The sequence below is a fragment of the Paenarthrobacter sp. FR1 genome (assembly GCF_051106045.1).
In the GTDB taxonomy this organism is placed as follows: Bacteria; Actinomycetota; Actinomycetes; order Actinomycetales; family Micrococcaceae; genus Arthrobacter; species Arthrobacter nitroguajacolicus_A.
The window spans coordinates 109,744-135,722 of record NZ_JBPFSF010000012.1 but is presented as its reverse complement, the minus strand read 5'-3'; the positions used below and the strand labels follow the sequence as shown (position 1 = coordinate 135,722).

Annotated in this window: 27 protein-coding genes, 1 tRNA gene and 1 pseudogene; 13 read left to right on the top strand and 16 right to left on the bottom strand. The window is 62.4% G+C overall.

Features of this window, described 5'->3' with window-relative positions; all coding sequences use genetic code 11:
• Positions 1 to 175: pseudogene (locus ACR30Z_RS19980) on the top strand (DUF222 domain-containing protein); the annotation flags it as partial.
• Between the two features lie 377 nt (positions 176 to 552).
• Positions 553 to 1,425: an NAD-dependent epimerase/dehydratase family protein gene (locus tag ACR30Z_RS19975; protein WP_434374377.1), complete on the top strand. Its 873-nt coding sequence runs from the start codon at positions 553 to 555 to the stop codon at positions 1,423 to 1,425.
• 93 nt (positions 1,426 to 1,518) lie between these two features.
• Here the strand turns inward: ACR30Z_RS19975 and ACR30Z_RS19970 are convergent, their stop codons facing one another.
• Genes ACR30Z_RS19970 through pdhA form a run of 3 tightly spaced genes read right to left on the bottom strand, consistent with a single transcriptional unit; the run spans position 1,519 to position 5,095 of the window.
• The gene (locus ACR30Z_RS19970; RefSeq protein WP_144652135.1) at positions 1,519 to 2,919 is read right to left on the bottom strand and encodes a dihydrolipoamide acetyltransferase family protein; all 1,401 of its coding nucleotides are present in this window, start codon (positions 2,917 to 2,919) and stop codon (positions 1,519 to 1,521) included.
• On the bottom strand, positions 2,916 to 3,926 hold the full coding sequence (locus ACR30Z_RS19965) for an alpha-ketoacid dehydrogenase subunit beta (protein WP_434374376.1): 1,011 nt from the start codon (positions 3,924 to 3,926) through the stop codon (positions 2,916 to 2,918). Before ACR30Z_RS19965 ends, ACR30Z_RS19970 begins: the two co-directional genes overlap by 4 nt.
• Positions 3,926 to 5,095, bottom strand: a complete 1,170-nt coding sequence (gene pdhA / locus ACR30Z_RS19960; RefSeq protein ID WP_434374375.1) for a pyruvate dehydrogenase (acetyl-transferring) E1 component subunit alpha — start codon at positions 5,093 to 5,095, stop codon at positions 3,926 to 3,928. The genes ACR30Z_RS19965 and pdhA overlap by 1 nt, the downstream gene beginning before the upstream one ends.
• Before the next feature lie 195 nt (positions 5,096 to 5,290).
• Between pdhA and ACR30Z_RS19955 the strand changes: the two genes are divergently transcribed.
• From ACR30Z_RS19955 to ACR30Z_RS19935, 5 genes are all read left to right on the top strand, one after another.
• A complete protein-coding gene (locus ACR30Z_RS19955; RefSeq protein WP_144652139.1) occupies positions 5,291 to 5,761 on the top strand; it encodes an Lrp/AsnC family transcriptional regulator in 471 nt (156 codons plus the stop codon).
• Positions 5,762 to 5,907: 146 nt separating this feature from the next.
• The gene (locus ACR30Z_RS19950) at positions 5,908 to 6,615 is read left to right on the top strand and encodes a hypothetical protein (RefSeq protein WP_244296807.1); all 708 of its coding nucleotides are present in this window, start codon (positions 5,908 to 5,910) and stop codon (positions 6,613 to 6,615) included.
• A 128-nt stretch (positions 6,616 to 6,743) separates the two neighbouring features.
• Positions 6,744 to 7,151, top strand: coding sequence for a DUF4383 domain-containing protein (locus tag ACR30Z_RS19945; RefSeq protein WP_144652132.1), 408 nt, complete (start codon positions 6,744 to 6,746; stop codon positions 7,149 to 7,151).
• Between the two features lie 49 nt (positions 7,152 to 7,200).
• Entirely contained in the window at positions 7,201 to 7,806 is a 606-nt protein-coding gene (locus ACR30Z_RS19940; RefSeq protein ID WP_144652131.1) for a hypothetical protein, read from the top strand.
• A gap of 73 nt (positions 7,807 to 7,879) precedes the next feature.
• Positions 7,880 to 8,899 carry a PHP domain-containing protein gene (locus ACR30Z_RS19935; protein ID WP_434374374.1) on the top strand — a complete coding sequence of 340 codons (1,020 nt, stop codon included), beginning with the start codon at positions 7,880 to 7,882 and terminating at the stop codon, positions 8,897 to 8,899.
• Between the two features lie 87 nt (positions 8,900 to 8,986).
• Here the strand turns inward: ACR30Z_RS19935 and ACR30Z_RS19930 are convergent, their stop codons facing one another.
• A complete protein-coding gene (locus ACR30Z_RS19930; RefSeq protein ID WP_144652129.1) occupies positions 8,987 to 10,603 on the bottom strand; it encodes a solute symporter family protein in 1,617 nt (538 codons plus the stop codon).
• Positions 10,600 to 10,980: a DUF485 domain-containing protein gene (locus ACR30Z_RS19925; protein WP_144652128.1), complete on the bottom strand. Its 381-nt coding sequence runs from the start codon at positions 10,978 to 10,980 to the stop codon at positions 10,600 to 10,602. Before ACR30Z_RS19925 ends, ACR30Z_RS19930 begins: the two co-directional genes overlap by 4 nt.
• Before the next feature lie 242 nt (positions 10,981 to 11,222).
• Between ACR30Z_RS19925 and ACR30Z_RS19920 the strand changes: the two genes are divergently transcribed.
• Genes ACR30Z_RS19920 through ACR30Z_RS19900 form a run of 5 tightly spaced genes read left to right on the top strand, consistent with a single transcriptional unit; the run spans position 11,223 to position 15,721 of the window.
• Positions 11,223 to 12,416, top strand: a complete 1,194-nt coding sequence (locus tag ACR30Z_RS19920; RefSeq protein WP_144652127.1) for a sensor histidine kinase — start codon at positions 11,223 to 11,225, stop codon at positions 12,414 to 12,416.
• A 21-nt stretch (positions 12,417 to 12,437) separates the two neighbouring features.
• Positions 12,438 to 13,157 (top strand): LytR/AlgR family response regulator transcription factor, encoded by a 720-nt coding sequence (locus tag ACR30Z_RS19915; RefSeq protein WP_144652126.1) that lies wholly within the window; start codon positions 12,438 to 12,440, stop codon positions 13,155 to 13,157.
• Positions 13,154 to 13,516 (top strand): DUF485 domain-containing protein, encoded by a 363-nt coding sequence (locus tag ACR30Z_RS19910; RefSeq protein ID WP_144652125.1) that lies wholly within the window; start codon positions 13,154 to 13,156, stop codon positions 13,514 to 13,516. Before ACR30Z_RS19915 ends, ACR30Z_RS19910 begins: the two co-directional genes overlap by 4 nt.
• Positions 13,513 to 14,979 carry a cation acetate symporter gene (locus ACR30Z_RS19905; protein WP_144652124.1) on the top strand — a complete coding sequence of 489 codons (1,467 nt, stop codon included), beginning with the start codon at positions 13,513 to 13,515 and terminating at the stop codon, positions 14,977 to 14,979. The genes ACR30Z_RS19910 and ACR30Z_RS19905 overlap by 4 nt, the downstream gene beginning before the upstream one ends.
• Positions 14,980 to 15,028: 49 nt before the next feature.
• A complete protein-coding gene (locus ACR30Z_RS19900) occupies positions 15,029 to 15,721 on the top strand; it encodes a hypothetical protein (RefSeq protein ID WP_144652123.1) in 693 nt (230 codons plus the stop codon).
• A gap of 13 nt (positions 15,722 to 15,734) precedes the next feature.
• Here ACR30Z_RS19900 and ACR30Z_RS19895 read toward each other — a convergent pair whose 3' ends face one another.
• The 6 genes from ACR30Z_RS19895 to rpsB all read right to left on the bottom strand — a co-directional run bounded on the left by ACR30Z_RS19895 (position 15,735) and on the right by rpsB (position 20,638).
• Positions 15,735 to 16,319 (bottom strand): DivIVA domain-containing protein, encoded by a 585-nt coding sequence (locus tag ACR30Z_RS19895; RefSeq protein WP_434374373.1) that lies wholly within the window; start codon positions 16,317 to 16,319, stop codon positions 15,735 to 15,737.
• Between the two features lie 21 nt (positions 16,320 to 16,340).
• Positions 16,341 to 17,276: a phosphatidate cytidylyltransferase gene (locus tag ACR30Z_RS19890; RefSeq protein ID WP_434374372.1), complete on the bottom strand. Its 936-nt coding sequence runs from the start codon at positions 17,274 to 17,276 to the stop codon at positions 16,341 to 16,343.
• On the bottom strand, positions 17,276 to 17,833 hold the full coding sequence (gene frr / locus ACR30Z_RS19885; protein WP_026541491.1) for a ribosome recycling factor: 558 nt from the start codon (positions 17,831 to 17,833) through the stop codon (positions 17,276 to 17,278). The genes ACR30Z_RS19890 and frr overlap by 1 nt, the downstream gene beginning before the upstream one ends.
• Before the next feature lie 117 nt (positions 17,834 to 17,950).
• Entirely contained in the window at positions 17,951 to 18,688 is a 738-nt protein-coding gene (pyrH, locus tag ACR30Z_RS19880) for a UMP kinase (protein WP_144652120.1), read from the bottom strand.
• A gap of 122 nt (positions 18,689 to 18,810) precedes the next feature.
• Complete coding sequence (tsf, locus tag ACR30Z_RS19875) at positions 18,811 to 19,647, bottom strand: translation elongation factor Ts (RefSeq protein WP_011774217.1); 837 nt, start codon at positions 19,645 to 19,647, stop codon at positions 18,811 to 18,813.
• Positions 19,648 to 19,768: 121 nt separating this feature from the next.
• Complete coding sequence (gene rpsB / locus ACR30Z_RS19870) at positions 19,769 to 20,638, bottom strand: 30S ribosomal protein S2 (RefSeq protein WP_144652119.1); 870 nt, start codon at positions 20,636 to 20,638, stop codon at positions 19,769 to 19,771.
• Between the two features lie 406 nt (positions 20,639 to 21,044).
• On the opposite strand from rpsB, the gene ACR30Z_RS19865 reads away from it, so the two are divergent.
• Positions 21,045 to 21,551: a M23 family metallopeptidase gene (locus ACR30Z_RS19865; protein ID WP_434374371.1), complete on the top strand. Its 507-nt coding sequence runs from the start codon at positions 21,045 to 21,047 to the stop codon at positions 21,549 to 21,551.
• Positions 21,552 to 21,591: 40 nt separating this feature from the next.
• On the opposite strand, the gene ACR30Z_RS19860 is transcribed toward ACR30Z_RS19865, so the two are convergent.
• From ACR30Z_RS19860 to ACR30Z_RS19840, 5 genes are all read right to left on the bottom strand, one after another.
• On the bottom strand, positions 21,592 to 22,782 hold the full coding sequence (locus tag ACR30Z_RS19860) for an acyl-CoA dehydrogenase family protein (RefSeq protein WP_434374370.1): 1,191 nt from the start codon (positions 22,780 to 22,782) through the stop codon (positions 21,592 to 21,594).
• A gap of 195 nt (positions 22,783 to 22,977) precedes the next feature.
• Positions 22,978 to 23,051 (bottom strand) — tRNA-Ile (locus ACR30Z_RS19855).
• An 84-nt stretch (positions 23,052 to 23,135) separates the two neighbouring features.
• Entirely contained in the window at positions 23,136 to 24,332 is a 1,197-nt protein-coding gene (locus ACR30Z_RS19850; RefSeq protein WP_144652116.1) for a glycosyltransferase, read from the bottom strand.
• 107 nt (positions 24,333 to 24,439) lie between these two features.
• On the bottom strand, positions 24,440 to 25,345 hold the full coding sequence (locus ACR30Z_RS19845; RefSeq protein WP_144652115.1) for a DMT family transporter: 906 nt from the start codon (positions 25,343 to 25,345) through the stop codon (positions 24,440 to 24,442).
• Complete coding sequence (locus ACR30Z_RS19840) at positions 25,345 to 25,968, bottom strand: CDP-alcohol phosphatidyltransferase family protein (RefSeq protein ID WP_144652114.1); 624 nt, start codon at positions 25,966 to 25,968, stop codon at positions 25,345 to 25,347. Before ACR30Z_RS19840 ends, ACR30Z_RS19845 begins: the two co-directional genes overlap by 1 nt.
• Positions 25,969 to 25,979: the final 11 nt, after the last annotated feature.

Below are 25,979 nucleotides of genomic sequence, written 5' to 3'. Positions count from 1 at the left end.
CACCACAGGAACCGAAAACGGCACCCTGCTCTGCAGCCACCACCACCACCTCATCCACAAAGAACAATGGCGCATCGACACCACCACCGGCGTGCCCTGGTTCATCCCCCCACCCCACATCGACCCCCACCAAACACCCCGACGCAACCACCACCACACACCCCAGAGAATGTAGAGACTGTTGAGGCGTTGCCGCCGATCGGGACCTGGAGACTGTTGAGGCGTTGCCGCCGATCGGGACCTAGAGACTGTTGTGGCGTTGCCGCCGATCGGGACCTAGAGACTGTTGTGGCGTTGCCGCCGATCGGGACCCGGAGACTGTTGAGGCTTCGCTGCGCCCGGAATGTCGCAGTTGTTGTGACTGTCCGGAAGCTACCGCAATACGATCACGGCATCGCCATGCCCTTGGGTCGTTCCCATTTTCCTAGGACTCACAGGGCCTGCCTCGGGGGCTGTACTCGGCAGTTCTGCCCCTTAGGCTGGAAAACCGAACCCCTGCTGAAACCGGCGACGTACCGCAGGTTAGGTCCAGCCACTATCAAGGAGCGCACCATGAGGATTGCTGTCACCGGCGGAAGCGGGAAACTGGGCAGGAGCGTGGTCCGCCGACTCACGCAGGATGGCCATCAGGTCCTCAACGTGGATCGTGTCGGCACCCGCGGACGGGGCTACGTCAGCGTGGACCTCCGCAACTACGGACAAGTCCTGGACGTCATCATGGGCTTGGACGACCAACACGACGGCCTGGACGCAATCGTTCACCTCGCCGCGATACCCGCGCCGGGGCTGGCCCCGGACGCAGCGATCTTCGAAAACAACATGGTCTCCACGTACAACGTGTTCCAGGCAGCTCGGCGGGCAGGCATCAAGAAAGTGGTCTACGCCTCCAGCGAGACCGTTCTGGGCCTCCCCTTCGACATCGATCCTCCCTACATCCCCGTGGATGAGGAGTACACGGCGCGACCGGAAAGCACCTACTCCCTGGTCAAGCATCTCGAAGAGCAAATGGCCATCCAGCTCACCCGCTGGGACCCGGACCTAAGCGTTACGGCCCTGCGTTTCTCCAACGTCATGGACCCCGCGGACTACGAAGCTTTCCCTTCCTTCGACTCCGACGCCACACAGCGCAAATGGAATCTGTGGGGCTACATCGACGCCCGGGACGGTGCACTGGCAGTAGTAAGAGCTGTGGAACATGCCGAACCGGGCTTCGAGACCTTCATCATTGCCGCCGCAGATACCGTGATGAGCCGAAGCAGCGCCGAACTGGCAGCGGAAGTCTTCCCCGGCGTCGAGGTCCTCAAGGAACTGGGCGAACACGAAACGATGCTCTCCATCGACAAGGCGCGCAGGCTGCTGGGTTTCGAGCCGGAGCACAGCTGGCGCAACGTCCACTCCAACCGCACCACGCCCACCGAAGATTAGCCCTTGCTGACCGCTGACGTGCGACGGCCCACCCCTTAGCTGCAGTTTCCTGCAAGCACTCGTAAAGGGATGGGCCGCGCAGCGTGGAGCGCGTCAGATCATTGTCATGACCATGGCGGGGTCGGACAGAATCGCTCCCAGATCCGCCAGGAACCGCGAGCCCTGTTCGCCATCCACCAGACGGTGGTCGAAGGACAAGCTGAGCGACATGACCTGGCGAACAGCCAGTTCGTCGTTAACCACCCACGGCGCCTTCCGCACCGCGCCGAGTGCCACGATGGCGGCCTCGCCGGGGTTGAGGATTGGCGTCCCGGCGTCGATACCGAACACACCAATGTTCGTGATGGAGATGGTACCTCCGGACAGCTCAGCGGGCGAGGTCTTGCCTGCCCGTGCGGTGTCCGTCAGCTCAGTCAACGCCGTGGAGAGCTCACGCAGCGTCATCCTGTGGGCGTCCTTGATGTTCGGGACGGTCAGGCCTCGGGGCGTTGCGGCAGCGATGCCCAGGTTCACATAGTTGAACTGGACGATCTCTTGGCTCGACTCGTCCCAGCGGGAGTTCAGCGTGGGACTGTTCCGCAACGCCACCAGGACCGCCTTGGCCGCGATGGTCAGCGGCGTCAGCTTGTAGCCTTCGAACGCCCTGTTGCCCTTGAGCCTGGCCAGCAGTTCCATGGTTGCCGTGACGTCCACCGTAAGGAATTCCGTCACATGCGGTGCCGTGAACGCACTCTGCACCATGGCAGCGGCCGTGAACTTCCGAACACCCTTGATGGCTGTTCGTGTCTCTCGCTCGCCAAGTTCTGCAGCAACAGGAGCAAGCTCGGCCGGGGCTTCCACCGCGCCGGAGAAGTTCTGGACGTCCTCCCGGGTGATGAGCCCGCCCGGACCGGTTCCCGGAACCAGTTGCAGGTCGAGCCCCAGGTCGCGGGCCAATTTTCGCACGGGCGGCGTCGACCGCGGACGCTCAACGTCGGCTTCTGCTTGCCGCGCCACGACGGGCTCGGCGATCGCAGCAGCCTCCGGCGTTACGGACTTCACGTCCTGCACTTGCCCGCGGGCACGGCGGGTGGGCCGCCCGGAATGCTCGACGACGGCGCCATACCCCACCAGGTTCGGCTCGCGTTTGGCGGGGGCGCCCACCGCTTCAGTTCCGCCAGCGGTCGGCGCGCCTTTCACGGAAGCCTCGACGGCAGACCGGTCAACAACAGCCGGCGCACCACCCCCGTTGGAGGATCCGGCGTCGTCCACCTCGAACGAGACGATCGGCTTGCCGACCTCCACAACCGTTCCCGGCTGCTCGTGAAGGGCAGCCACGGTTCCGGCAAATGGCGACGGCAACTCCACCACCGCCTTGGCTGTCTCAACTTCGGCGATGACCTGGTTCAAAGTGACCGTGTCCCCCACGGCCACCTTCCAGCTCAGGATTTCCGATTCAGTCAGGCCCTCGCCAAGGTCCGGCAGCCTGAATTCCTTGATCATGGTGGCGGTCATCCTTCCAGTCCACTCAACGAGTTGCGGCGTCCCAGGGCGCGGTCCACGCCGTCGAGAATCCTGTCCAGATCCGGCAGGTGGTGCATTTCGAGCTTCGAGTACGGGTACGGAACGTCGAATCCGGTGATGCGGACGGGCGCGGACTCAAGGTAGTTAAAGCAGCGTTCAGTGATGCTGGCCGCGATTTCCGCGCCGAGGCCACCGGATTGCCCGGCCTCGTGAGTGATGACCAAACGACCCGTTTTACGGACGGATGCTTCCACTACGGGATAGTCCACGGGAGCCAACGAGCGGAGATCGATGACTTCCACCGAAATACCTTCGTCGGCCGCGGCCATGGCGGCGTCCTTGGCAGTCTTGACCAGGGGCCCGTAGGCAACCAGCGTGACATCCGAGCCGGAACTCACCACTGCAGCCTTGTCCAGAGGAAGGGCCGTGGACAGATCGATGGTTTCGTCTACGTCGCCTTTGTCGTGATAGCGGCGCTTTGGCTCGAAGTAGAGGACCGGGTCGTCGGAGGCAATGGCCTGCTGAATCATCGCGTAGGCATCTTGGGGATTGGAAACGGCCACTACCCGCAAGCCCGAGGTGTGGGTGAAGTACGCTTCAGGCGATTCGGAGTGGTGTTCCGGGGAGCCGATGCCGCCGCCGAAAGGAACACGGATGGTGATGGGCATCTTGACACGGCCCTGTGTGCGGTAATGCATTTTGGCGACTTGGCTGACGATCTGGTCGAAAGCCGGATAGATGAACCCATCGAACTGGATCTCGCACACCGGGCGGTAGCCACGGTAGGCCAAACCAACCGCGGTGCCGATAATGCCGGACTCGGCCAGCGGCGAATCGATCACGCGGTGCTTTCCAAAGTCCTTTTGCAGTCCGTCCGTGACGCGGAAAACGCCACCCAGTGCGCCGATGTCTTCTCCCATGAGGACCACTTTGGGATCGTTTTCGAGCGACTTCCGAAGTCCGGCGTTGATGGCTCGGGCAAATGTGAGCTTGGACATCAGAGTGCACCTTCCTCGACGGGCTGGTTGAAGCTGTTCAGGTAGCGCGAGTAATGATCCTTCTGGCGTTCAATCCAGGAATTCGGAGTGCTGTAGACGTGGTTGAACACGTCCAGAGGCTGCGGATCCTGCATGTCGATACAACTGGACCGTAGCTCCGCGGCCACAGCATCGGCCTTGGCCTTGACGCGTGCTTCCACGTCGTCGGTCAGCAGGCCCTTGGCCTCCAGCAGCTTGCGGAGCCTGAGGATCGGATCCTTGGCGGCCCAATCTTCCAGCTCGATGGGGTCGCGGTACCGGGTGGGATCATCGGCAGTGGTGTGCGGACCCATCCGGTAGGTGACGGCCTCGATGAAGGTGGGCCCACCGCCCTTGCGTGCCCTGTCCAAAGCCACCCGTGTGGCTGCCATGACAGCGAGGACATCGTTGCCGTCCACCCGAATGCTCGGGATGCCGAATCCGGTAGGCCGGTCAGCCAACTGGACGTGCGACTGGATACGGACGGGCTCGGAGATGGCCCAATGGTTGTTCTGGCAGAAGAACACCACGGGAGCCTGGTAGCTGGCGGCGAACACCATGGCCTCGTTCACATCGCCTTCACTGGTGGCACCGTCGCCGAAGTACGCAAGGACCGCGGTGTTGGCGCCGTCCAGCTGGACACCCATGGCATAGCCGGTGGCGTGCAGGCTTTGTGAACCGATGATGATCTGGGGCGTCGCGAGGTTGATTCGCTGCGGGTCCCACCCATAGGAGGCGTTTCCACGCCACACCCTGGCAATCTCAGACAGATGTGCGCCGCGCACATAAGCAACACCGCTTTCGCGGTAGCTGGGAAAGACGAAGTCGTCGTCGCGCAGCGAGCGGCTCGAGCCGATCTGGGCTGCTTCCTGGCCGAGGAGCGGGGGCCACAGCGCCAGTTCGCCTTGACGTTGGAGTGCCGTGGCTTCAGCATCGATGCGGCGGATGACGGTCATGTCCTCATAGAGGGAACACAATTGCTCGTCGCCGATGTCTTTGACCCAGACATCGAATTCGGGATGGCTGATTCGCTCGCCTTCCGGCGACACCAGCTGGAGCAGATTGCCGCCAGTCCGCAGGGGATTTTGTGCACTTTGTCCTGGGCCCGGAGTGTCTTGGTGCACTCCCTTGCCCGCCTGATCCGTCAACACAGGTGATCGCAACCTTCCGGCTCGTTTTCGTCGGCGCTGGCTGGACTTGTGATCCCGCCGCAGACCGGCCCTCCGGCACCTTCGCCGGAGTTAACTGTGACCCTACTCACAAGACGCAGGGGGTACAACTACCTCGGATGAAGTTGAGCATTTTGCCCTGTTTCAGTCAGCGCTACCGTGCTAATCTTGCGCATTATGCAACCCTTGGATGGCACTGATACCCGGCTCCTTTCGGCAATGGCCAAAGATCCCCGGGGAACAGTGGTGGCCTTGGCCCAGAAGCTCGGTCTCTCCCGGAATACCGTCCAAGCCCGTATGGCACAACTGGAGAAGAAACACGCTTTCCTCTCGTTCGAGCGGCGCATCAATCCGGCAGCATTGGGCTACCCGCTCACGGCCTTCATCACCGTCCATGTACAACAGCAAAAACTGGCCTCACTGGCCGAAGATCTTGCCGACATCCCGGAAATCCTCGAGGGATTCGGACTCACCGGTTCCGCGGACCTGCTGCTGCGGGTGGTTGCCCTCGACGCCGAGGACCTCTACCGCATCAACGGCAAGATCTTGTCCTGCGACGGGGTGGACCGCACGGACACCGCGTTGGCTATGCGCGAGATGATCCCCTACCGTGTCCAGCCATTGCTGGGCCGGCGTTCGGACGCCTGATACCGCTGTCACCTGCAGCTATTCCCCGGGGCCTCTTGCCCGCGCAATGCCAGATGCGATTTGATGCAAGTGGACGCATCGGGGGTCGGCCAGAGGTCCCCGTCCAGGTGGTGGCGCTGCCGAAGGCTGCCGAAAGGGGCACTACCGTGAGCAATCCGCAAGAACCCAACCAACCCAACCAGAACCAACCCGGGTACAACCCGCCGCCGGTTCCACCAGGACCCGGGTACCCCCCACAGCCCGGAGCGTCGCCGCAATGGCAACAGCCGCCGTCGTCCTCTTCTCCCCAAGGTTCTCCCCACGGCGGCAATTCGCCGTACCCGAACCCGGGTCAATACCAGCAGAACCCCTACCCGCAAGGTCAGTACCAACCTGGTCAGCCACAACCGGGCCAATACCCACCGGGCCAATACGGCCAGCAACCACCCAGGAAGAGCAGGAAAGTCCTGTGGATCGTCCTCAGCATTGTTGCGGGGGTGATCGTGCTGGCGGTGGTGGGCGTGCTGATCCTGGTCAACGTCGTGGGCAACGCGACGTCCAAGGCCAGGTCCTTGGCGGACGAGTTCACAAACCTGGTGGTCTCCGGGCAAACAGAGCAGGCCTACGACAACTACCTCAGCCAGCCGCTGAAGGACGAGCTGGACAAGCAGTCGTTCGTGGACGGCATTGCCAGCCTGGAACTGGACAGTTCGTGCAAGCCCAACTACAACTCCGTAAACGTCGACTCGAGCAACGGCAACAACAAGGCCGACCTCGCGGGCAAGCTGCAGTGCGATGGCAAGACGATCGACCTCCAGTACGTCTTCGAAGGCACGAACGACCTCAAAATGAGCAGCATCCGCCTCCGCCCATAAAGGTCGAAAAAATAATCGGGCTCACACCCATCCGCCCCACTGCATGGTCCGAATCACTGCTTGAGAGTCCCACCCGGGGCTCAGCAGGACGGCCGGGACCTCCCGGCCATCATCGGAAGGTTCGGACCATGCGTACTTCGCCCAATCGCCTGATCGCCACCATCTTCGGAGCCGTGTACCTCTTGGTAGGCGTGCTCGGTTTCTTCGTCACCTCGGGAATCGGCTTCTTCGCCACCGAAGGTGCCAACCTGATCATCTTTGCCGTGAACCCGCTTCACAACATCATCCACCTCGCCATTGGCGCTGCACTTCTCTACGCCGGCATGAACAGCGTCACGCTGTCCAAGTCCGTCAACACCGCCGTTGGTGGTGTCTACCTGCTGGTGGGTATCGTCGGCCTGTTCCTCGTTGGCAGCTCGCTGAACATCATCGCCCTCAACGGTGCGGACAACGTGCTGCACCTTGCCAGCGCCGTGGTCCTGCTGGGTGTCGCCCTGTCCCAGGACAAGGCAGCCGTAGCTTCAGCCCGCGCCTAGTCACCGGCTTCACATTCACCGGTTACCAAACGAGAGGACGGCGAGAGCCATGGAGCGCCATAACCACCCAACCCTTAGCGCAGCAACCCTGCTGTTCATCTATTTCGCTGCGATGGCAGCCGGGATGGTTGAGCTCTCCTTGGCCGCCGGATACCTCACCGGGGCAGCATCCCTGACACCCGGATTGGTACTTGCCGGTGTGGGAACCCTCGCGGCAGGCCTGGCCTTCCTGGCTTGGTCGCTGTGGGGGCTCCACCGCAACTCGCTCGTCTTCCCCCGGTACGCCATTCCGGTCCTGGCCGCGGCAGCGGCCGCCCATGTGGCAGTCATGGCAGCCGGGGTCACTATCCAACGCTCACTCGACGTGAGCCACTTTGCCGCCCTCGGCCTGACGCTCATGGCACTTGCCGGAGCGGGATGGTTGAAACGGCACCACAAGACCAACGACGGCGGCGCCCACGGCCAGCCAAGGACCGGGCGGCTTCTGGCAGCCGCGTTCGGAGCCGCCGTCGTTGTTGCAACAGTTGCTACACCCGGACTGGCCGCATCGATGGCCGGACAGTATGCAGTCCCGCACGGAGAGCACGGCCAGGCACCCAGCGGAGAAAGCGGCCAGGGCTCCAATCCCGCCCTGGATCCAGGTCACCACCACTAGGCGGTGATAGGACAGGCGCACCATCAACACTGCCCACTGTTGATGGTGCGCCTGGTTCGTGGATCATGGAGCCATGGATCCCATCGAGGCGCTCGACGAAATTTCCTTCTGGCTGGAACGAAGCCAAGCCCCTGCTTTCAAGGTCCAGGCCTTCCGCAAAGCTGCCGACGCCGTTCGGCAGCTACCGCCCGACGAGCTGCTGAAGCTTATACGGGCCGGCAGGCTTACCGGAATCAAAGGCGTGGGGAACCGCAGCGCCGAGGTCATTACGCAGGCACTGGAAGACAAGGTCCCGGACTATCTGGCGGATCTTCGGGAGCGGGGTACAGAAGCCTTGGCATCAGGCGGTGACACCCTGAGGTCAGCCTTGCGGGGAGACCTGCACAGCCATAGCAACTGGTCCGACGGCGGCTCCCCCATCGAATCCATGGTGGCCGCCGCACGGACACTCGGCCGCGAATACCTGGCCCTCACGGACCACTCCCCCAATCTCACCATCGCCAACGGCCTCAGTGTTGAACGGCTTGAGAAGCAACTGGGTGTGGTGGAGGGCATCAATTCTTCCCAGGATGGATTCACGCTGCTCAAGGGCATCGAAGTGGACATCCTCGAGGACGGAACACTGGACCAGACACCGGACATGTTGGACCAGTTGGATGTAGTGGTGGCAAGCGTCCATTCCAAGCTTCGCGCCGACAAGAAGACCATGACCACCAGGATGCTTGGTGGTATCAGCGATCCCCATACCAATGTCCTGGGGCACTGCACCGGCCGTCTGGTCCAAGGATCGCGTGGGACTCGGCCTGAGTCTGAGTTCGACGCCGCCAAGGTGTTCAAGGAGTGCGCCGAGTGGGGAGTCGCCGTCGAAATCAATTCCCGGCCCGAACGGCAGGATCCGCCGGACAACCTCATCACCATGGCCCTGGAAGCGGGATGCCTCTTCAGCATCGACAGCGACGCCCATGCTCCTGGCCAACTCGACTTCCTCCAGTACGGTGCGGCACGGGCCGAAGCCCTCGGCGTGCCGAAGGAACGGATCGTCACTACCTGGCCGCTGAAACAGCTGACGGAATGGCTCAGCCTGAAGAAGTAGCCCATGGGATAGAGCTCCAAGGACAGCAAGGGCTCCTCCTGCGATTGACGCAGGAGGAGCCCTTGTGTGCTTCGTGGAACCGCTGTCCTAGTGGTCTACGGCCTTTTCGGCACCGACGCCGGTCAGGGAACGCACCTCCATCTCCGCCTGCTTGGCAGGATCTTCACGCCGCTTGTCCAGCACGGTTCCGAGCCAGCCCAGGAAGAAGGCCAACGGGATGGAGACGATACCGGGGTTGCTCAGCGGGAAGAACGCGAAGTTGGCTCCCGGGATCATGGACGTCTTGGCACCGGAGACCACGGGTGAGAAAGTGATCAGCAGGATGGCAGCAGCCAAGCCGCCGTACATGCTCCAGACCGCTCCCTGCGTGGTGAACTTCTTCCAGAACAAGGAGTAGACAATGGTGGGCAAGTTCGCGGATGCTGCGACAGCGAAGGCGAGTGCCACCAGGAAGGCCACGTTCTGACCGTTGGCGAAGATGCCACCGAGGATGGCAAGGACACCGATCACCACTACGGTGCGCCGTGCGACCTTGACCTCGGTGGTTGCGTCGGCCTTGCCCTTGGAGATGACATTCGCGTAGATGTCGTGGGCGAACGATGCCGCTGCCGTAATGGTCAGGCCGGCCACCACCGCCAGGATGGTGGCGAATGCCACCGCCGAGATGAAGCCAAGAAGAAGCGGACCGCCCAGGTGGAAGGCCAGCAGCGGGGCCGCCGAGTTGACGCCGCCGGGTGCGGACTTGATGGTCTCCGCACCCACCAGGGCCGCTGCACCGTAGCCCAGTACCAACGTGAAGAGGTAGAACAGACCGATCAACCAGATGGCCCAGACAACCGACTTGCGCGCTTCCTTCGCCGTGGGAACCGTATAGAAGCGCATCAGGACGTGTGGCAGCGCGGCTGTTCCCAGGACCAAGGCCAAGCCCAGGGACATGAAGTCCAGCTTCGAAGTATCGGACTTGCCGTACTGGAGGCCCGGGTTGAGCACGGCAGGGTTGTTGGCGGCCTCAGCTGCGGAACCCAGGAGGCTGGACAGGTTGAAGCCATAGATCGCAAGCACCATGGCCGTCATGACGGCAGCACCGGCGATCAGCAGGATTGCTTTGATGATCTGCACCCAGGTGGTGCCCTTCATGCCACCGATGAGCACGTACATGATCATCAAGGCGCCGACGACGATAATCACCAGGGCTTGACCGCCCCAGTCGCTGATTCCCAGCAGGAGCGAGATCAGGCTGCCTGCACCGGCCATCTGGGCCAGAAGGTAGAAGAAGCAGACAGCGAGGGTGGACAGTGCTGCCGCAATGCGGACAGGACGCTGACGCAGGCGGAACGACAAGACATCCGCCATGGTGAACTTGCCGGTGTTGCGCAACAGTTCGGCCACAAGCAACAGGGCCACAAGCCAGGCAACCAGGAAGCCGATGGAGTACAGGAAGCCGTCGTACCCGTTAATGGCGATAGCGCCGGTGATGCCGAGGAACGATGCCGCGGAGAGATAGTCACCGGCAATCGCCGTGCCGTTTTGGGAGCCGGTGAACGATCGTCCGGCGGCGTAGTAGTCTGCTGCGGTTTTGTTATTTCGGCTGGCTCTGAAAACAATCACCATGGTAACTGCGACGAACAGGGCGAAAATTCCCATGTTGAGAAGCGTGGTGTCCTTCAGGGCTTCGACATTGACTGCTGGGACCATCGTGTTCATTTGTTGACCCCGCTGATCACATTGCCGTCCTTATCAAATTCGTGGCCCTCGATCTCGTTGCGGATGTCTGCAGCGATGGGGTCCAGCTTCTTGTTGGAGTAATTCACGTACCAGGCCGTGATGCCGAAGGTGGTGACGAACTGGAGCAGGCCGAGAATCAGGCCGACGTTGATGTTGCCCCAGACCTTGGTGGACATGAATTCGACCGCATAGGCAGCCAAGAGAACGTACGCGAAATACCAAAGCAGGAATACAACTGCCATCGGAAAGACAAAGCTGCGATGCCGCTTGCGCAATGTCTTGAACCGTTCCGTCTGTTGGACTTCCTGGAAGTCCACGGACGCCGTTGCGTCCTGGGGTTGGGCCTCATTACCCATGGTTCCTCCTGGTTGTGATGTGTCCACATCAGCTCCACACGCCTTGCCAATGTGACTGCAATCACTATCGAACGGCGTCCGGTGCCGGTTCCAGAGGTTCACCCGTTGCCATCGCTCAACGGTCCCTGCCCTGCGCCAAACGGCATGTGAGAGAGCGATCAGGAAAACCCGGCGGCATGTGAGAGAGCGTCCCAGTCCCACCCCTTCGGTGAGGAGGGCGAACATCCCGCTACGCTGGCCTTATGCCGGACTCCCCACTTTTTACTGCAGCCGCGATCGCCGTGATCGTGCTGGCCATCGCCGTCGTCGTGGGTGTTGGCCTAAAGGTGATCCGTTCGTTCCGCGACCTTGGCACGGACGCCGAACGTGCAACGTACAACACGCTGCACGCTGCATCCCGGGCGGGGCAGCATCTCAGGGGCGGCCTCCAACCTGCCGGCGCAGCCAAGGCGAGCAAACAACTGCGCGCGCTGCTCGCGTGTGAGGCCCTGGCCATCACCGACACGGACGCCGTGCTCGCCTGGGACGGTGCCGGCGAGGAACTCCGGCCTTCACTGATGCGGCTGGCTGCCGAGGTGCTGGCCACCGGGCGCACGGCAGTGGTGCCCCACGCAGGGAATCCGCACCATGAAAAAGCCGAGCACGATTTCAGTGCCGTCATAGCGCCGATCAGGGCCGGGTCCAGGGTGGTTGGCTCCGTGGCCGCACTGGCACCCGCTGCGGGAGCGGGGCTGGTGAGGGCCACCACCGAGGTGGCGGACTGGATTGCCGCGCAGCTGGAATTGGCGGAACTCGAGGCCTCACGGACGCTCCTGATGGAAGCGGAAGTCAGGGCATTGCGTGCCCAGATCAGTCCACACTTCATCTACAACTCGTTGAACGCGATTGCCTCGTTCATCAACACGGATCCGGCCCGGGCCCGTGAGCTCGTGGTGGAGTTTGCCGACTTCACGCGCTATTCGTTCAGGCGGCACGGCGACTTCACTACTGTGGCGGAAGAACTGCGCTGCATCGACCGCTACCTGCTGCTGGAACGGGCCCGGTTCGGCGAACGCGTGCAGGTCAGCTTGCGGATCGCTCCCGAGGTCCTCAGCACGGTCATTCCGTTCCTCAGCCTCCAACCGCTGGTGGAGAACGCGGTCCGGCACGGGTTGGAGGCCAAAGAGGGGCCGGGACACATCACCATTTGCGCCAACGATTCCGGCGCCTTCGCTGAAGTCACCATCGAAGACGACGGCGTGGGCATGGACCCGGAACACCTGCGCTCGGTGCTCGCCGGACATACCGACGGCGACCATGTGGGACTCCGCAACGTGGACGCCCGGCTTCGGCAGGTTTACGGGGACGAACACGGACTCGTGATCGATACAGCCCCGGGCGAAGGAACCCTGATCACCATGCGGGTCCCCAAGTCCCAGCCGGGCCACGACGCCTGACGTGCCGGTTAGTCTTTAATCATGATCAACGTGCTCGTCGCTGATGACGAACTTCCCGCCGTGGAAGAGCTCGCTTTCCTGCTGGGCAGGGATGAGCGGATCGGCACCATTCACCGGGCGTCGTCCGGAGCCGAGGCGCTGCGGACATTGGAAACAGAGTCCGTGGACGCCGTTTTCCTCGACATCCACATGCCGGCCCTTTCAGGCTTGGACATAGCACGTGCCATATCGCGCAGCACCAGCCCTCCTGCCGTCGTGTTCGTCACCGCCGACGAAGACTGTGCGCTGGAAGCCTTCGACCTCGCCGCCATCGACTACCTGCTCAAGCCGCTCCGGGCGGAACGGCTCTCCCGCTCCGTGGACCGGATCAGCGAGCTCATCAAGGACGGAACTCCCGCGCCGGAAATGATCACGGTGGACCTCGGCAGTACCACCCGCATGATCCGCCGCGACGATGTCACGTATGTGCAAGCACAAGGCGACTACGCCCGGTTGCACACTGCCGAGGCCAGCTATCTCATCCGGGTGCCCCTCAGTGACCTGGAACAGAAATGGGCGGAGGCGGGGTTCATTCGAATCCACCGCTCATATCTCATCGCGCTGAACCACGTGCAGCACCTCAAGCTCTCCGCAACCGGCCCCAGCGTAGCCGTGGCGGGAGCTGAACTGCCCATCAGCCGACGCCATCTTCCCTCCGTCAGGGACAAGCTGCAGTCCACCCGCATCCGGCCGCAAGGATGACTCGTGTCCGCGTCACGGCACCGCGCCAATCGGCCACCGCAGCTCCGGGCCGGTTGCCGTACCCACGCGAGGTGCCCGAGGACTCCGACGCCGGCAGGGTCTTTATCCGCTCGCTGATCCGCTCGCAGTTGCGCCTGGCATTGGTGGTGGCCTGCGGCTTCCTGGTCATCCTTACAGTGCTCGCGCTGATCCTCGTGTACGGACCGGGCGTTGCAGAAACCCGGGTCCTTGGCATTCCCCTGGTCTGGCTGGTGCTTGGCGTTGGAATCTACCCGGTGATTGGCTTGAGTGCCTGGCTTTACACCCGCGCCGCCGCCCGCAACGAGGCCCGCTACCGGGACCTTGTGGAGGACAAATGAATCCCGCCGTCGGCCTGTTCGCGTTTATTGCCGTGTCCATCGCGACGGCGGTTATTGGCTTCTATGGTTTGCGCATCTCCCGCACTACCGGCGACTTCTACGTCGCCTCGCGTACGGTCCCGCCGTGGTGGAACGCCTCGGCGATCGGTGGAGAGTACCTGTCCGCCGCCAGCTTCCTCGGAGTCGCAGGGTTGATCCTGCTCTCCGGAACCGATGCCCTCTGGTTTCCTATCGGCTACACCGCCGGTTATCTGATGCTGTTGTTGTTTGTTGCCGCTCCACTGCGGCGCTCCGGGGCTTACACCATCCCGGATTTCACCGAAGCACGGCTGGACTCGAAACTAGTCCGTCGCGTGACCAGCTTGGTGGTGGTGGCCGTGGGGTGGCTGTACATCGTCCCGCAACTCCACGGCGCCGCGCTCACCATCCGGATCACCACGGGTTTGCCTTCGTGGGTAGGTTCGACGGCGGTAGTCCTGGTCGTGTGCCTCACGGTAGTGGCAGGTGGCATGCGCTCCATAACCTTTGTCCAAGCCTTCCAATACTGGCTGAAGCTGACTGCACTGGCTGTGCCCGTGGTCTTCGTGCTGCTGGTACTGGCAGGCAATGGTACTCAGCCGCAGGCTGCACTCCCGGTCAATCCGACCAGCCAGGCCGCTGCGGGCGCGTATCAACACATCTCGCTTCTGGTGGCGTTACTGTTTGGAACCCTGGGTTTGCCCCACGTGTTGGTGAGGTTCTACACCAACCCTGACGGGCAGTCGGCGCGCCGGACCACGCTTATTGTGCTGGGACTGCTCTCGGTCTTCTACCTGTTCCCCACAGTCTCCGGTGCGCTGGGAAGAATGTTCGCTCCTGAACTGGCTCAGTCCGGGCAAGCCGACGCCCTGGTGCTGCTGTTGCCCGGAAAGCTGGTGGGCGGGACGGCCGGCGATCTGTTGTCTGCCTTGGTGGTTGCCGGAGCGTTCGCCGCGTTCCTGTCCACCACCTCCGGGCTGGTGGTGTCGCTGTCCGGCGTCATCAGCCAGGACCTCTTTGGCGGAAGCGTGAGGGGCTTCCGCCTCGCTGCGGTGCTCGCCGCCGTCGTACCTTTGGGTTTTGCTTTCATGACCGACACCCTGGCCCTGGCCGGCAGTGTTGGCTTGGTCTTCGCGTTCACGGCCTCCACTATTTGCCCGGTTTTGCTCCTGGGGATTTGGTGGCGGGGGCTGACGGACGCCGGTGCCATTGCGGGCATGCTGACCGGGGCCCTGCTTTGTGGAGGTGCCATGGTGGTCGGGACCTTGATGGGGCCGGCGAACGCCCCCGCATGGCTTGCCCAGCCCGCGGCCTGGAGCGTCCCGGCCGCATTCGCTGTGACGGTTGCCGTCTCCATGGTGACGAAGAACCGTGTGCCCGCCTCGGTGAACCGCGTGATGTCCCGTCTGCATGTCCCGGAGCGCCCGGTGGTGACCGAGCGATAGCAGGCGGCCGCCTGTTGTGACCGAATCCGCCAGGGTGGACAATGTCGCCATGTCAGAGGAACCGGGCGCAACCAACCCTGAACCGCCTGCGCCTCCGGCGGAGCTGTCGCCCAGCGTCCGTGCCCAGCTATTGGCTACGGAACATTGGAGCCTGCTGGCCTCGCGAAGCACCACCCAGGGCGAAGTCCTCACCCGCATCAGCATGTTCCTGACCTTCACCTCGGCGAGTTTGCTGAGCGTGGCCTTGGTGGGTAACGCCACCCAGTTCTCGGATGCGTTCAGGGCCTTCGCCCTGACCATCCTGAGCATCGATGTGGTGGTTGGGCTGCTCACGCATATCCGCGTCATGAGCGTAGGCATGGAAGACCTCATGTATGTCATTGCCATGAACCGCCTGAGGGCTGCCTACGTGGATCTCGATCCGGGCGTTGCCCCATACCTTATGGCCGCCTACACCGACGACGAGGAAGGGGCGAAAAAGACCTACTACTTCCTGGGAGGCCGAAAGGACTTCAGCCAAGTAGCCGGAAGCAGCATGGTATTCATGGGAACCGTCAACGCAGCCCTGATAGCGCTCCTGGTGGGATCGGCACTGCTGGCTGCCGCGGTTCCGGTGCCGTTGGCAGTGGGTGTGGCCGTGGTGGCTGCACTGGCGTTCTTCGGCACATCCTTGGCTCGCGGCAGGCGCCGTTACCTTGACGTATGGAAGAACAATCCGCCGCGGTCCCCCACACAGCGATAGTCCGCGCAGCGAACTAGTCGATCGCCGCCATGAGTTCCACGACGCGTGCCAGGAAGGCGTCCACCTGGGCTTCTTCGTAGCCCTCATCGCCTTTGGCAGCACGGAAGACGGCGCGGCGGACGGCGTCCACGCTCAAGGGCTGATCGTGCTCTAGGTATCCGATCAAGTCGGCGCACAGGGCATCGACGTCCTGGACGTTGTAACTGCGCGCCCGTTTCTTGGATGGTCGGCGGAAACGCTCACCGTCGGGGCGGTGAAGCCTGCCACGCAGGATGCCGGAGAGCTTGCCAATCTGGCGCAGCCAGGCCTCTTCGCCTTGTTGACTGACCAGATCGTCACGTTCACGGCGAGCGAAGGCGTCCTCCAGGCGGTCCAATGCGGCATCCACGCTCTGAGCGTCATAGCCACCCTTGACGGGGTCGAAAGCCACGTCCCGGACATCGACGCTGGCCACTTGGTCTGCCGCGCCAACGGGATTTTCAAACGACGTCCTGGCGCGCTGGAGGAACTCGTCCACCTGTTTGGCGTTGTAGCCGTACTTGCTGCGCTCCACGCGGTCGAATGTTGCGGGAATCTGGCGTTGAATATCCACTGCCACTAATTTTCCTTCATTGGGTTGTCAGACGCCGCTCAGCAGCGCGAACAGAACATAGGCTACAGGGGCCGCGAAGACAATGGAGTCCAGTCTGTCCATCACGCCGCCATGGCCGGGAAGGATGCTGCTCATGTCCTTGACGCCAAGTTCGCGCTTGACCATGGACTCGGCGAGGTCTCCAGCGGTGGCTGCGGCCACCATGCCAACGGCCAGGATCAGCCCCACCCACCATGGCTTGTCGAGCAGGAAGATGCAGGCCAGGACACCAATCACCATGGCCCCGCCGACAGATCCCGCGAAGCCCTCCCAAGACTTCTTCGGGCTGATCTTGGGCGCCATGGGGTGCTTACCGAACGAGGCGCCCACGATGTATCCGAACGTGTCATTCGAGACGACCAGCAGCAACATCGATGCAATCTGCCATGCGCCATCGGGGATGCCGTCCGGCCAGAAGCCGATGGGGGTGGCCCCTCCTGTGGCGTGCAACGGCAGGGCCGCGAAACTGATGAGGAACGGAATCCACGCCAGGGTGAAAACCCCGGCAAAGACGCTGCGGGGCGCCCCCGCGGCACTCTCGATGGAACGCCACAGCAGAACGGCTACGGAGCTCGCCGTCATGGTGAACAGCAGACCTTCCAGGCCGCCGAAGTAGGCAGATACCGGCATCACCAAGCTGCCGATCATCACGGGAATGATCGGCATCCGGGTGCCCTGGGCCTCAAGCGCCCGAAAAACTTCCCAGACACCCAGCACCGCAAAGGCAGTGGTGAGGAGGACGAATCCCAGCGGGAGGAAAAGCAATCCTCCCAGGACGGCCAGGAGCATGGAAAGCCCGACGCCGATGGCCGCCGGAAGGTTCCGGCCCGCCTTGGGTGTGGGGTTCTCCCGCACGCGCCTGGCGCGTTTGGGGGTATCGCGTGTCGGGACCCGCTCAGCGGGCGCCGGCTCAGCCTGGTTCATCAGACCTCGAGCAGCTCGGCTTCCTTGCGCTTGAGCAGCTCGTCGATGCTGTCGACGTGCTGCTTGGTGAGGGCGTCGAGTTCCTTCTCGGCGCGTGCGCCTTCATCCTCGCCGGCTTCGCCGTCCTTGACGAGCTTGTCCAGGGTGTCCTTGGCCTTGCGACGGATGCTGCGGATGGAGACCTTTGCGTCTTCACCCTTGCCCTTGACGATCTTCACGTATTCCTTGCGGCGCTCCTTGGTGAGCTCCGGGATGGTCACGCGGATAACGTTGCCGTCGTTGGACGGGTTGGCGCCAACCTCGGAGTCGCTCAGGGCTTTCTCGATGTCACGCAGTGCGGTTTTGTCGTAAGGCGTGATGAGAATGGTCCGGGCGTCGGGCACACCGAAGGATGCCAGCTGCTGGAGCGGAGTGGGTGTGCCGTAGTACTCGACGATCACCTTGTTGTAGAGACCGGGGTTCGCCCGGCCCGTACGGATCGTGGCGAAATCGTCCTTGGCTACCTCAACCGCCTTGTCCATCTTCTCGCCGGCTTCGAGCAAGGTCTCTTCGATCACGGGTTTCTCCTCAGAAAATAGTTGCCGCCCAACTGCAGGCCGCAATGCACGGTAAAGAAATGCACAGTAAAGATCCGCCATGGGAGGCGGACGGTCCTAGAAATATCCTAGCCCTTGCTAGGGAGTAACCAGGGTTCCCAGCGTTTCGCCGAGGATGGCACGGGTAACGTTGCCTTCGCCTTCCATGCCAAAGACCACCATGGAGAGGTTGTTGTCCTTGCACATGGTCATGGCTGTCTGGTCCATGACCCGGATGTCGCGGCGCAGGGCGTCGTCGTAGCTGAGGACATCCAGCTTCTCGGCGGTGGGGTCCTTCTTGGGATCGGCGGTGTAGACGCCGTCCACACCGCTCTTGGCCATCAGGACGACGTCCGCGTGGACTTCAAGCGCACGCTGGGCGGCTACGGTGTCGGTGGAGAAATAGGGCAGGCCAGCGCCAGCGCCGAAGATGACGACGCGGCCCTTTTCCATGTGGCGGATAGCGCGCCGCGGGATGTAGGCCTCAGCTACCTGGCCCATGGTGATAGCGCTCTGGACGCGGGTTTCAACTCCGGCCTGTTCGAGGAAGTCCTGCAGGGCGAGGCAGTTCATTACTGTGCCCAGCATGCCCATGTAATCGGCGCGGGAGCGGTCCATGCCGCTCTGGGACAACTCTGCTCCGCGGAAGAAGTTTCCGCCGCCTACGACGATGGCGACTTCGACGTCGGACACGGCTGCCGCGATCTGCTTGGCAATGGCCCGGACGGTCTCGGGATCGACGCCGAGCTTACCTCCGCCGATGACTTCGCCGGAAAGTTTCAGAAGTACACGTCGACGGGTCTTCTCGGGCTGGATTGCAGTGTTGACGGTTTCCATGGTGCCTTCCCGTTGGTGGACTCTGGCTAGATTATCGTGCTGTGGGTCCGCGCAGGTACTGCCCCGGACGGGTGCATGAAAAAGGGGCGGCCACCGAAGTGACCACCCCTTTTCATGAATTACTAGTTTCCGACGCGGAAACGGGTTACTGCGGTTGCCTTGACGCCGGCTTCTTCGAGGACCTGTGCAACAGTCTTCTTGGAATCCTTGGCGAATGCCTGGTCAACCAGAACTTCACCCTTGTAGAAGCCCGTTACGCGGCCTTCAACGATCTTCGAGAGAGCAGCTTCGGGCTTGCCTTCAGCCTTTGCGGTCTCTTCGGCGATGCGGCGCTCGGACTCGACCAGTTCGGCCGGGACGTCTTCGCGAGTCAGGTAGTTCGGAGCCATGGCTGCAACGTGGACAGCGATGTCGTGTGCGGCGGTTGCAGCGGCTTCGCCTTCACCGTCAACAGCGAACAGGACGCCGACCTGGGCCGGGAGATCCTTGGACGTCTTGTGCAGGTAAGCGTCAACCGTGGTGCCCTCAACGCGGGAGATGCGACGGACAACAACCTTTTCGCCGAGGACAGCGCCCTCTTCGACGACGACCTCGGACAACGGCTTGCCGTCGACCTCGGTGGCCAGCAGGGTTTCGAGGTCGGCTGCGCCGGACTCGACTGCAACGTTGAGGACCTTGTCAGCCAACTGGATGAACTTGTCAGCCTTGGCGACGAAGTCGGTCTCGCAGTTGACCTCGATCATTACGCCAACCCCACCGTTGACCTTGGCAGCAACCAAGCCTTCAGCCGTGGAACGGCCTTCGCGCTTGGTGGCACCCTTGAGGCCCTTGATGCGGATGATCTCGATGGCCTTCTCAGCGTCACCGTTGGCTTCGTCAAGAGCCTTCTTGACGTCCATCATGCCGGCGCCGGTACGCTCGCGCAGGGCCTTGATGTCAGCAGCAGTGTAGTTCGCCATGTGAACCCCTCTGTCTAGAAATTTGTGTGTTTACGGACTGACAGGACGGCAGCCCACCGTGTGAGCCGCCATCCTGTCAGTTGCCCCCGACGCTGTTTCCAGCATCAGGGAAGGTCCAGATTTACTTGGCTTCGGCTTCGCCGGCTGCAGCTTCCGTTGCTTCCGGAGCTTCTGCTGCGGGAGCTTCTGCGGCCGGAGCCTCAGCTGCTGCCGCTTCTTCAGCCTTGCTGCCTTCGAGGAGCTCGCGCTCCCACTCGGCCAGCGGCTCTTCCGGAGCTTCGGTGGTGCCGGTTGCGCGCTGGTTACGGGCGATGAGGCCCTCAGCTACGGCGTCGGCAACAACGCGGGTGAGCAGGTTGACGGAGCGGATGGCGTCGTCGTTGCCCGGGATCGGGAAGTCAACTTCGTCGGGATCGCAGTTGGTGTCCAGGATGGCAACAACCGGGATGTTCAGCTTCTTGGCTTCGTCAACAGCAAGGTGTTCCTTCTTGGTGTCAACAACCCACAGAACCGAAGGAGCCTTGGTCAGGTTGCGGATACCACCGAGGTTGGACTCAAGCTTGGTGAGTTCGCGCTTGAGGAGCAGGAGCTCCTTCTTGGTGTAAGCCGAGCCTGCGACGTCGTCGAAGTTGATCTCTTCGAGTTCCTTCATGCGCTGGATGCGCTTGGCGACGGTCTGGAAGTTGGTGAGCATACCGCCCAGCCAACGCTGGTTGACGTACGGCTGGCCAACGCGGGTAGCCTGCTCGGCAATTGCTTCCTGAGCCTGCTTCTTGGTGCCGACGAACAGGACGGTGCCGCCGTGGGCGACAGTAGCCTTGACGAACTCGTAAGCGCGGTCGATGTAGGACAGCGACTGCTGGAGGTCAATAATGTAGATGCCGTTGCGCTCCGTGAAGATGAAGCGCTTCATCTTCGGGTTCCAACGACGGGTCTGGTGTCCAAAGTGGACGCCGCTGTCAAGCAGCTGGCGCATAGTTACGACGGGCATGCCGACGCTCCTTCCGGCAGGTCATTCATGAGAGAGCCCATGGGGCTGCTCTTACCCTGCCAATAGTTGACGGTTGTTTAGCCTTTGCCCGGACGGGCGCGGCTCCTGGCATCCATTGCGCTTCTCATCCGGCGGGAGCCTGAACTCAGCCGGACCGCAAGAGGCACAATCCTCCGCAGCCTGAAGCCAAGAAGCTTCGCTGGTGGAGGGCTGGATACGCGTAGTCAGCTTGGGACCCCCACATATCTGAATGAGACATGTTCCTGAACAAGCCTGAGGGCACAGCAAACTGCTCCACCAAGTGTACTACAGCGACCCCACCGGTTTGACCGCGTGAGACCACCGGTTGTCCACATACAGGGGGCTGGGGATCCTCCTGGCTTTGCCACCAAGGCAGGCTGGGGTCATGGTCCTTTTGAAGCTCGCAGCGTCCACGATTCTTACCATTGTTGTGCTGGGTGTTGTGCTGGGCGGAACCGTCAGCTCTTCACCCACGCCCGAGGCACGGTGGCAGTGGCCTCTCTCCCCCAAGCCGGCCGTCCTGCGGACGTTCGATCCGCCTGACAAACCGTGGCTGAGCGGGCACCGCGGCGTGGACTTGGGGCCAGCGCCCGACGGCGGCCCAGTCACCGCACCGTCGGACGGCGTGGTGACCTTTGCCGGCGTCGTGGTTGATCGCCCGGTTCTGACCATCGACCACGGCGGAGACGTCCGGAGCAGTTTCGAACCCGTGACCAGCGACCTCAAGCCCGGCGACACGGTGCGGAAAGGACAGATGGTCGGCATGATGGAGCCAGGCCATTGCTGGAGCGGCATCTGTCTGCACTGGGGCGTCCGTCGCGGCGACGAATACGTCAACCCATTGAGCTTCGTAGCAGACATGAGGCCGTCCATCCTTCTGCCGCTCGGCTGAGTCGCCGAGCGGCCGACAGTATTGCAGGACGGCGGGATCTCTAAACGATGGCCGAAACTCCAGTGATCGCACGCCCGGTCACCAGGGTGTTGATCTCGTGCGTGCCTTCGTAGGAGTAGATTGCCTCTGCGTCCGAGAAAATCTTCGCCATTCCGTAGTCAGTCACAATGCCATTGCCACCCAGGATGCTCCGGCCCAGGGCTACACTTTCGCGCATACGTGCGGTGGTGAACGCCTTCGCCAGGGCCGACTGCTCGTCCTTCGCCACGCCGGCATCTTCGAGTTGGGCCAGCCGCACCATCATGCCCATGGAAGCCACGGTGTTGCCGAGGATCTGCACCAGTTGATTTTGCACGAGCTGGAACGCCGCCAGCGGGCGGCCAAACTGCTGGCGTTCCACGGCGTAGCTGCGGGCGACATCGAAGGCTGCCATCTGCAGGCCTACCGCTTGCCAGGCGACGGCCAGGCGCGTGACCTTGAGGACCTTGTTGGTATCGCGGAAGCTGTTGCCGTTGGCCAGCTTGAAGAAGTCCGGTACCACCACGTTGTCCAGAACGATGTCCGCGTTCTGCACCGTGCGGAGGGAGATCTTGTTCTCGATCTTGCTGGCGGAGTAGCCCGGCAGAGTGGTGTCCACCAGGAATGCCTTGACCTGGTTATCGGCCACATCCTTGGCGTAGATGACTACCCAGTCGGAGAAAGTGGCATTGCCGATCCAGCGCTTGGCGCCGTTGAGGATCCACGTGTCGCCGTCGCGCTGGGCCGTGGTGCGGGTGCCGCCGGCTACGTCGGAGCCGCCGAGCGGTTCGGTCAGGCCGAAGGCGCCGATCTTCTTCAGGGAGTAGATGTCCGGCAGCCAGGCGTCCTTCTGCTCCTGGGAAGCGAGTGCCTCGATGGAACCCGTGAAGAGGCCGTCGTGAACGCCCATGAAGGTTGCGATGGACGCATCCGCCCGGGTTACCTCTGCGTGGAGCATGCCGGCAAACAAGTTGGAGTATCCCTGCCGGCGTACCGGGCTGACCAGGTCGAGTTCGCCGAGCTTGGGGATGAGGTCCATGGGGAATTCGCCGCGGTTCCAGCAATCCACGGCGATCGGCTTGACCTCGCGAGCCAGGAACTCACGGACCTCTGCCAAGCGGTCTTGTTCCTTGCCCGTCAGCATCTGCTCAAAGGCGTAGAAGTCGCCGTCGGCATATGGAAGGTCGGTGGCGTCGAATGCGGCGTTGGACATGTTCGCTCCTTCAAGGGTGGTCACCTGCGACCACGTCGGGACCGGGAAGGGCTGCGCTGCGCGCAGGGCGACAGGCGGCCAGGTTACCGGCGGGTAGTAAGTTACTGATCAGTAACATACCGCACTCGAGGGGGAACGCAAAAGAGCCGTGGCCGACGAAGTTATCGTCGGCCACGGCTCTTTTGCGTGAAATTGTAGGGCTACTCGGACTTGAACCGAGGACCTTAGGATTATGAGTCCCGCGCTCTAACCAGCTGAGCTATAGCCCCGTGATGCCCGGTCCGGCCGCTGCGAGGCAGCTGAACCGGGCAAAGCACTCTAGCAATACTAATAGCTAAAGAGGAGTGCTTCGGTCACACCACTTTGTCCTCGTAGGAGGCTCCGCGGTAGAGGTCCTCGAACGTCTGGAGCGTGCCGTTGATGCTGTGCGGTTCAACCATTTCGCGGCTCAGCTTTCCCATGGCCTGGAGCTCGTCCTTTGGCAGCTCCACCAGCTTGGTGATCTTCGCCGCGAGTTCGTCGCTGTCGTTGGGCGTGAACAGGTAACCGTTCTCACCGTCACGGACCAGATGAGGCAGGGCCATGGCGTTGGCGAGCAACACGGGGGTGGAAGCGGACATGGCCTCCAACGTCACCAGGGACTGAAGCTCGGCCGTGCCGGGCATGCAGAAAATATCGGCCTTGATGTAGGCCTCGCGCAGATCTTCGTCGCTCGCCAAGCCAAGGAACTTCACCCGATCCCCCAGTCCGAGCTTGGCCACCTGTGCCTCAAGGGCAGGACGGACTTCGCCGCCACCCACGATTTCCAGGTTCACGTTCAGCGCGCGGGGCGTCTTGGCTACGGCGTCGATGAGGATATTGATGTGCTTCTCTTCGGCCAGTCGGCCCACGAACAGGACGGTGGGGTTGGCATGGGGCTCGATGGTCTCCCCCGGCTGCAGCTCATAGGCTGAAGAGTCAATGCCATTGGACAGCGGCAGGACTTTACGCAGGAAGGCGTGCTGGTGCATGGCCTTTGCCGCCAGTGGCGTAGGTGTGGTGACCACGTCCGCCTGGCCCATGACCTTGCCCATGTCTTTCCACGAGATCCGGCCCACAATGTCCTTGAACCATTGCGGGAACGGAAGGAAGGGGTTCAGGTTCTCCGGCATGAAGTGGTTCGTGGCAACAATCCGGATGCCGCGCTTCACGGCCTCGTAAAGAACGTGCTCGCCGATCATGTAGTGGCTCTGGATGTGCACGACGTCGGGCTTGACCTTGTCGAACAAGAGGCTGATTTCCTTTTTGATTTCCCACGGGAAGCAAATACGGAAGTACTCGTGGGTGAAAACGCCATGGGAGCGGAGCCGGTGGACGGTGGCTTCGTCACGGAATTCGGTGTAGCTCTTGCCCGAATCCGGCCGGCAGGCCAACACGTGTACGTTGTGCCCACGTGCCGTCATCCCCTTTGCCAGGCGGTAGCCGAACTGGGCGGCACCGTTCACGTGCGGCGGGTAGGTATCCGCGGCAATCAAAATAGTGAGCGGCTTGGTGGTGTCGGGAATGGTCACGTGGAGAACTCCTGATGGTCACGGTGCGGACAGCGTTGCTTGTGGCAATGCTGCGGTGTCGCCGGGTTGCCGACCGCATCAGCGGTGGCGCAAGGTAATGATGTGCCCTAGGCCTTCCGGTTGGCAGCCGCCTTCGCGTCCTTCTTGCGTTTGGTGACTTCCGGGTGGTGCCGGCTCAGGGCAATAACCCCCACGATAGCAAGCGTTGCCGCCGCGGCCATGGCGATCGCCATCACGGCGTGGACATCGGGACGCAGCTCACCAAGGATCACAATGCCGATGGCGATGCCCACCATGGGGTCGATGACGGTCAGTCCGGCGATCACCAGGTCGGGCGGGCCGCCGGAGTAGGCGCTCTGGACGAACCAGGAACCCAGCCCTCCTGCGGCCACGATGGCGATGAGCGTGTACCACTGGACGTTGAGCAGGAACAGGCCGTTCGGATCGAGCAGGTGCTTGCCGATGATGCGCGTCAGTACTGCCACGAAACCGAACAGAACGCCCGCACCCAGAATGTAGACAAAGGCACTCATCCGGTGTTTGAACATGACGGCCAGCGTGCCGAAGATGCCCACGGCCAGGGCCAGCAGGAGGACAATGGTCAGCTCGTCCTCGGCGTTGACGTGATGGTTCTCCTGCGTGACGTTGACTGCCAGCAACACGAACAACGCCGAACCGGTGACGCAGGCGCTGATGGCCACCACGGTTGCCCTGTTGATGGTCAGTCCCTGGTCCTTGGCGTTGACCACTGTGGTGATGACCAGCGCTATGGCACCAATCGGCTGCACGACGGTGAGGGGCGCAGACACCAAGGCAATGGCGTTCATCACCATTCCGAGGGCCAGGAACAAGAGGCCGAGCATCCAGCGCGGATTACGCAGGAGCCGCAAGAACCCGTTGGAGCTCAGCGCGAGGCCGCCGGTGTCGGCTTTGACTGCGCTGCCCTGCCGTTGGGCGCCAATGGCAAGGAAGAAGGCACCTAGTACCGCGAGGAAGACCGCCAGCCAAACCATCAGCCGCGTCCGCCGTCGTCGGATTTCAGTTCTTTACCCTTGCGCAGAATGGCCCAGAAGTAGTTGTAGGCGGCAATCCAATGGCCGACCAGGCCCAATCCCAGGAAGGTCCAGGCGGCCACGAAATAGACCTCGGTCAACGGGATTGGCAGCTTGGAAAGCACCAATAAGGGGGTGCCGATCAGCAGCAACGCTGTCCGGATTTTTCCGATAATGCTCACGGGAAGGTCCGGGTGGCTGCGGAAGTAGATCAGCGAGGCAATGGCCAAGGTGGCGTCCGGCACCAAGAGCGCGGCCAAGTACCACCACTGCACGACGCCGGCAATCGCCAAGGTGACAGCCACAGCCAGGAGCGCGGCCCGGTCTGCCATGGGATCCAAGATCCGGCCCAGCTTGGACGTTTGGTCGAAGCGCCTGGCGATGTAGCCGTCAATCCAGTCAGTGCTCCCCATGATGACAAGGACCAGGACCGCGAAGCCATACTCCTGTTCAGAAAGGACGAGCCAAACGAATAACGGGACACCCATGAAACGGAGGACCGTGAGGATGTTGGGGACGGTGAAGATGAGGTCGTGATCAACCTGTGGCCGGTCGGGGTGCGACCCAGCACCGATCAATTTCATGTTGTCCCCCT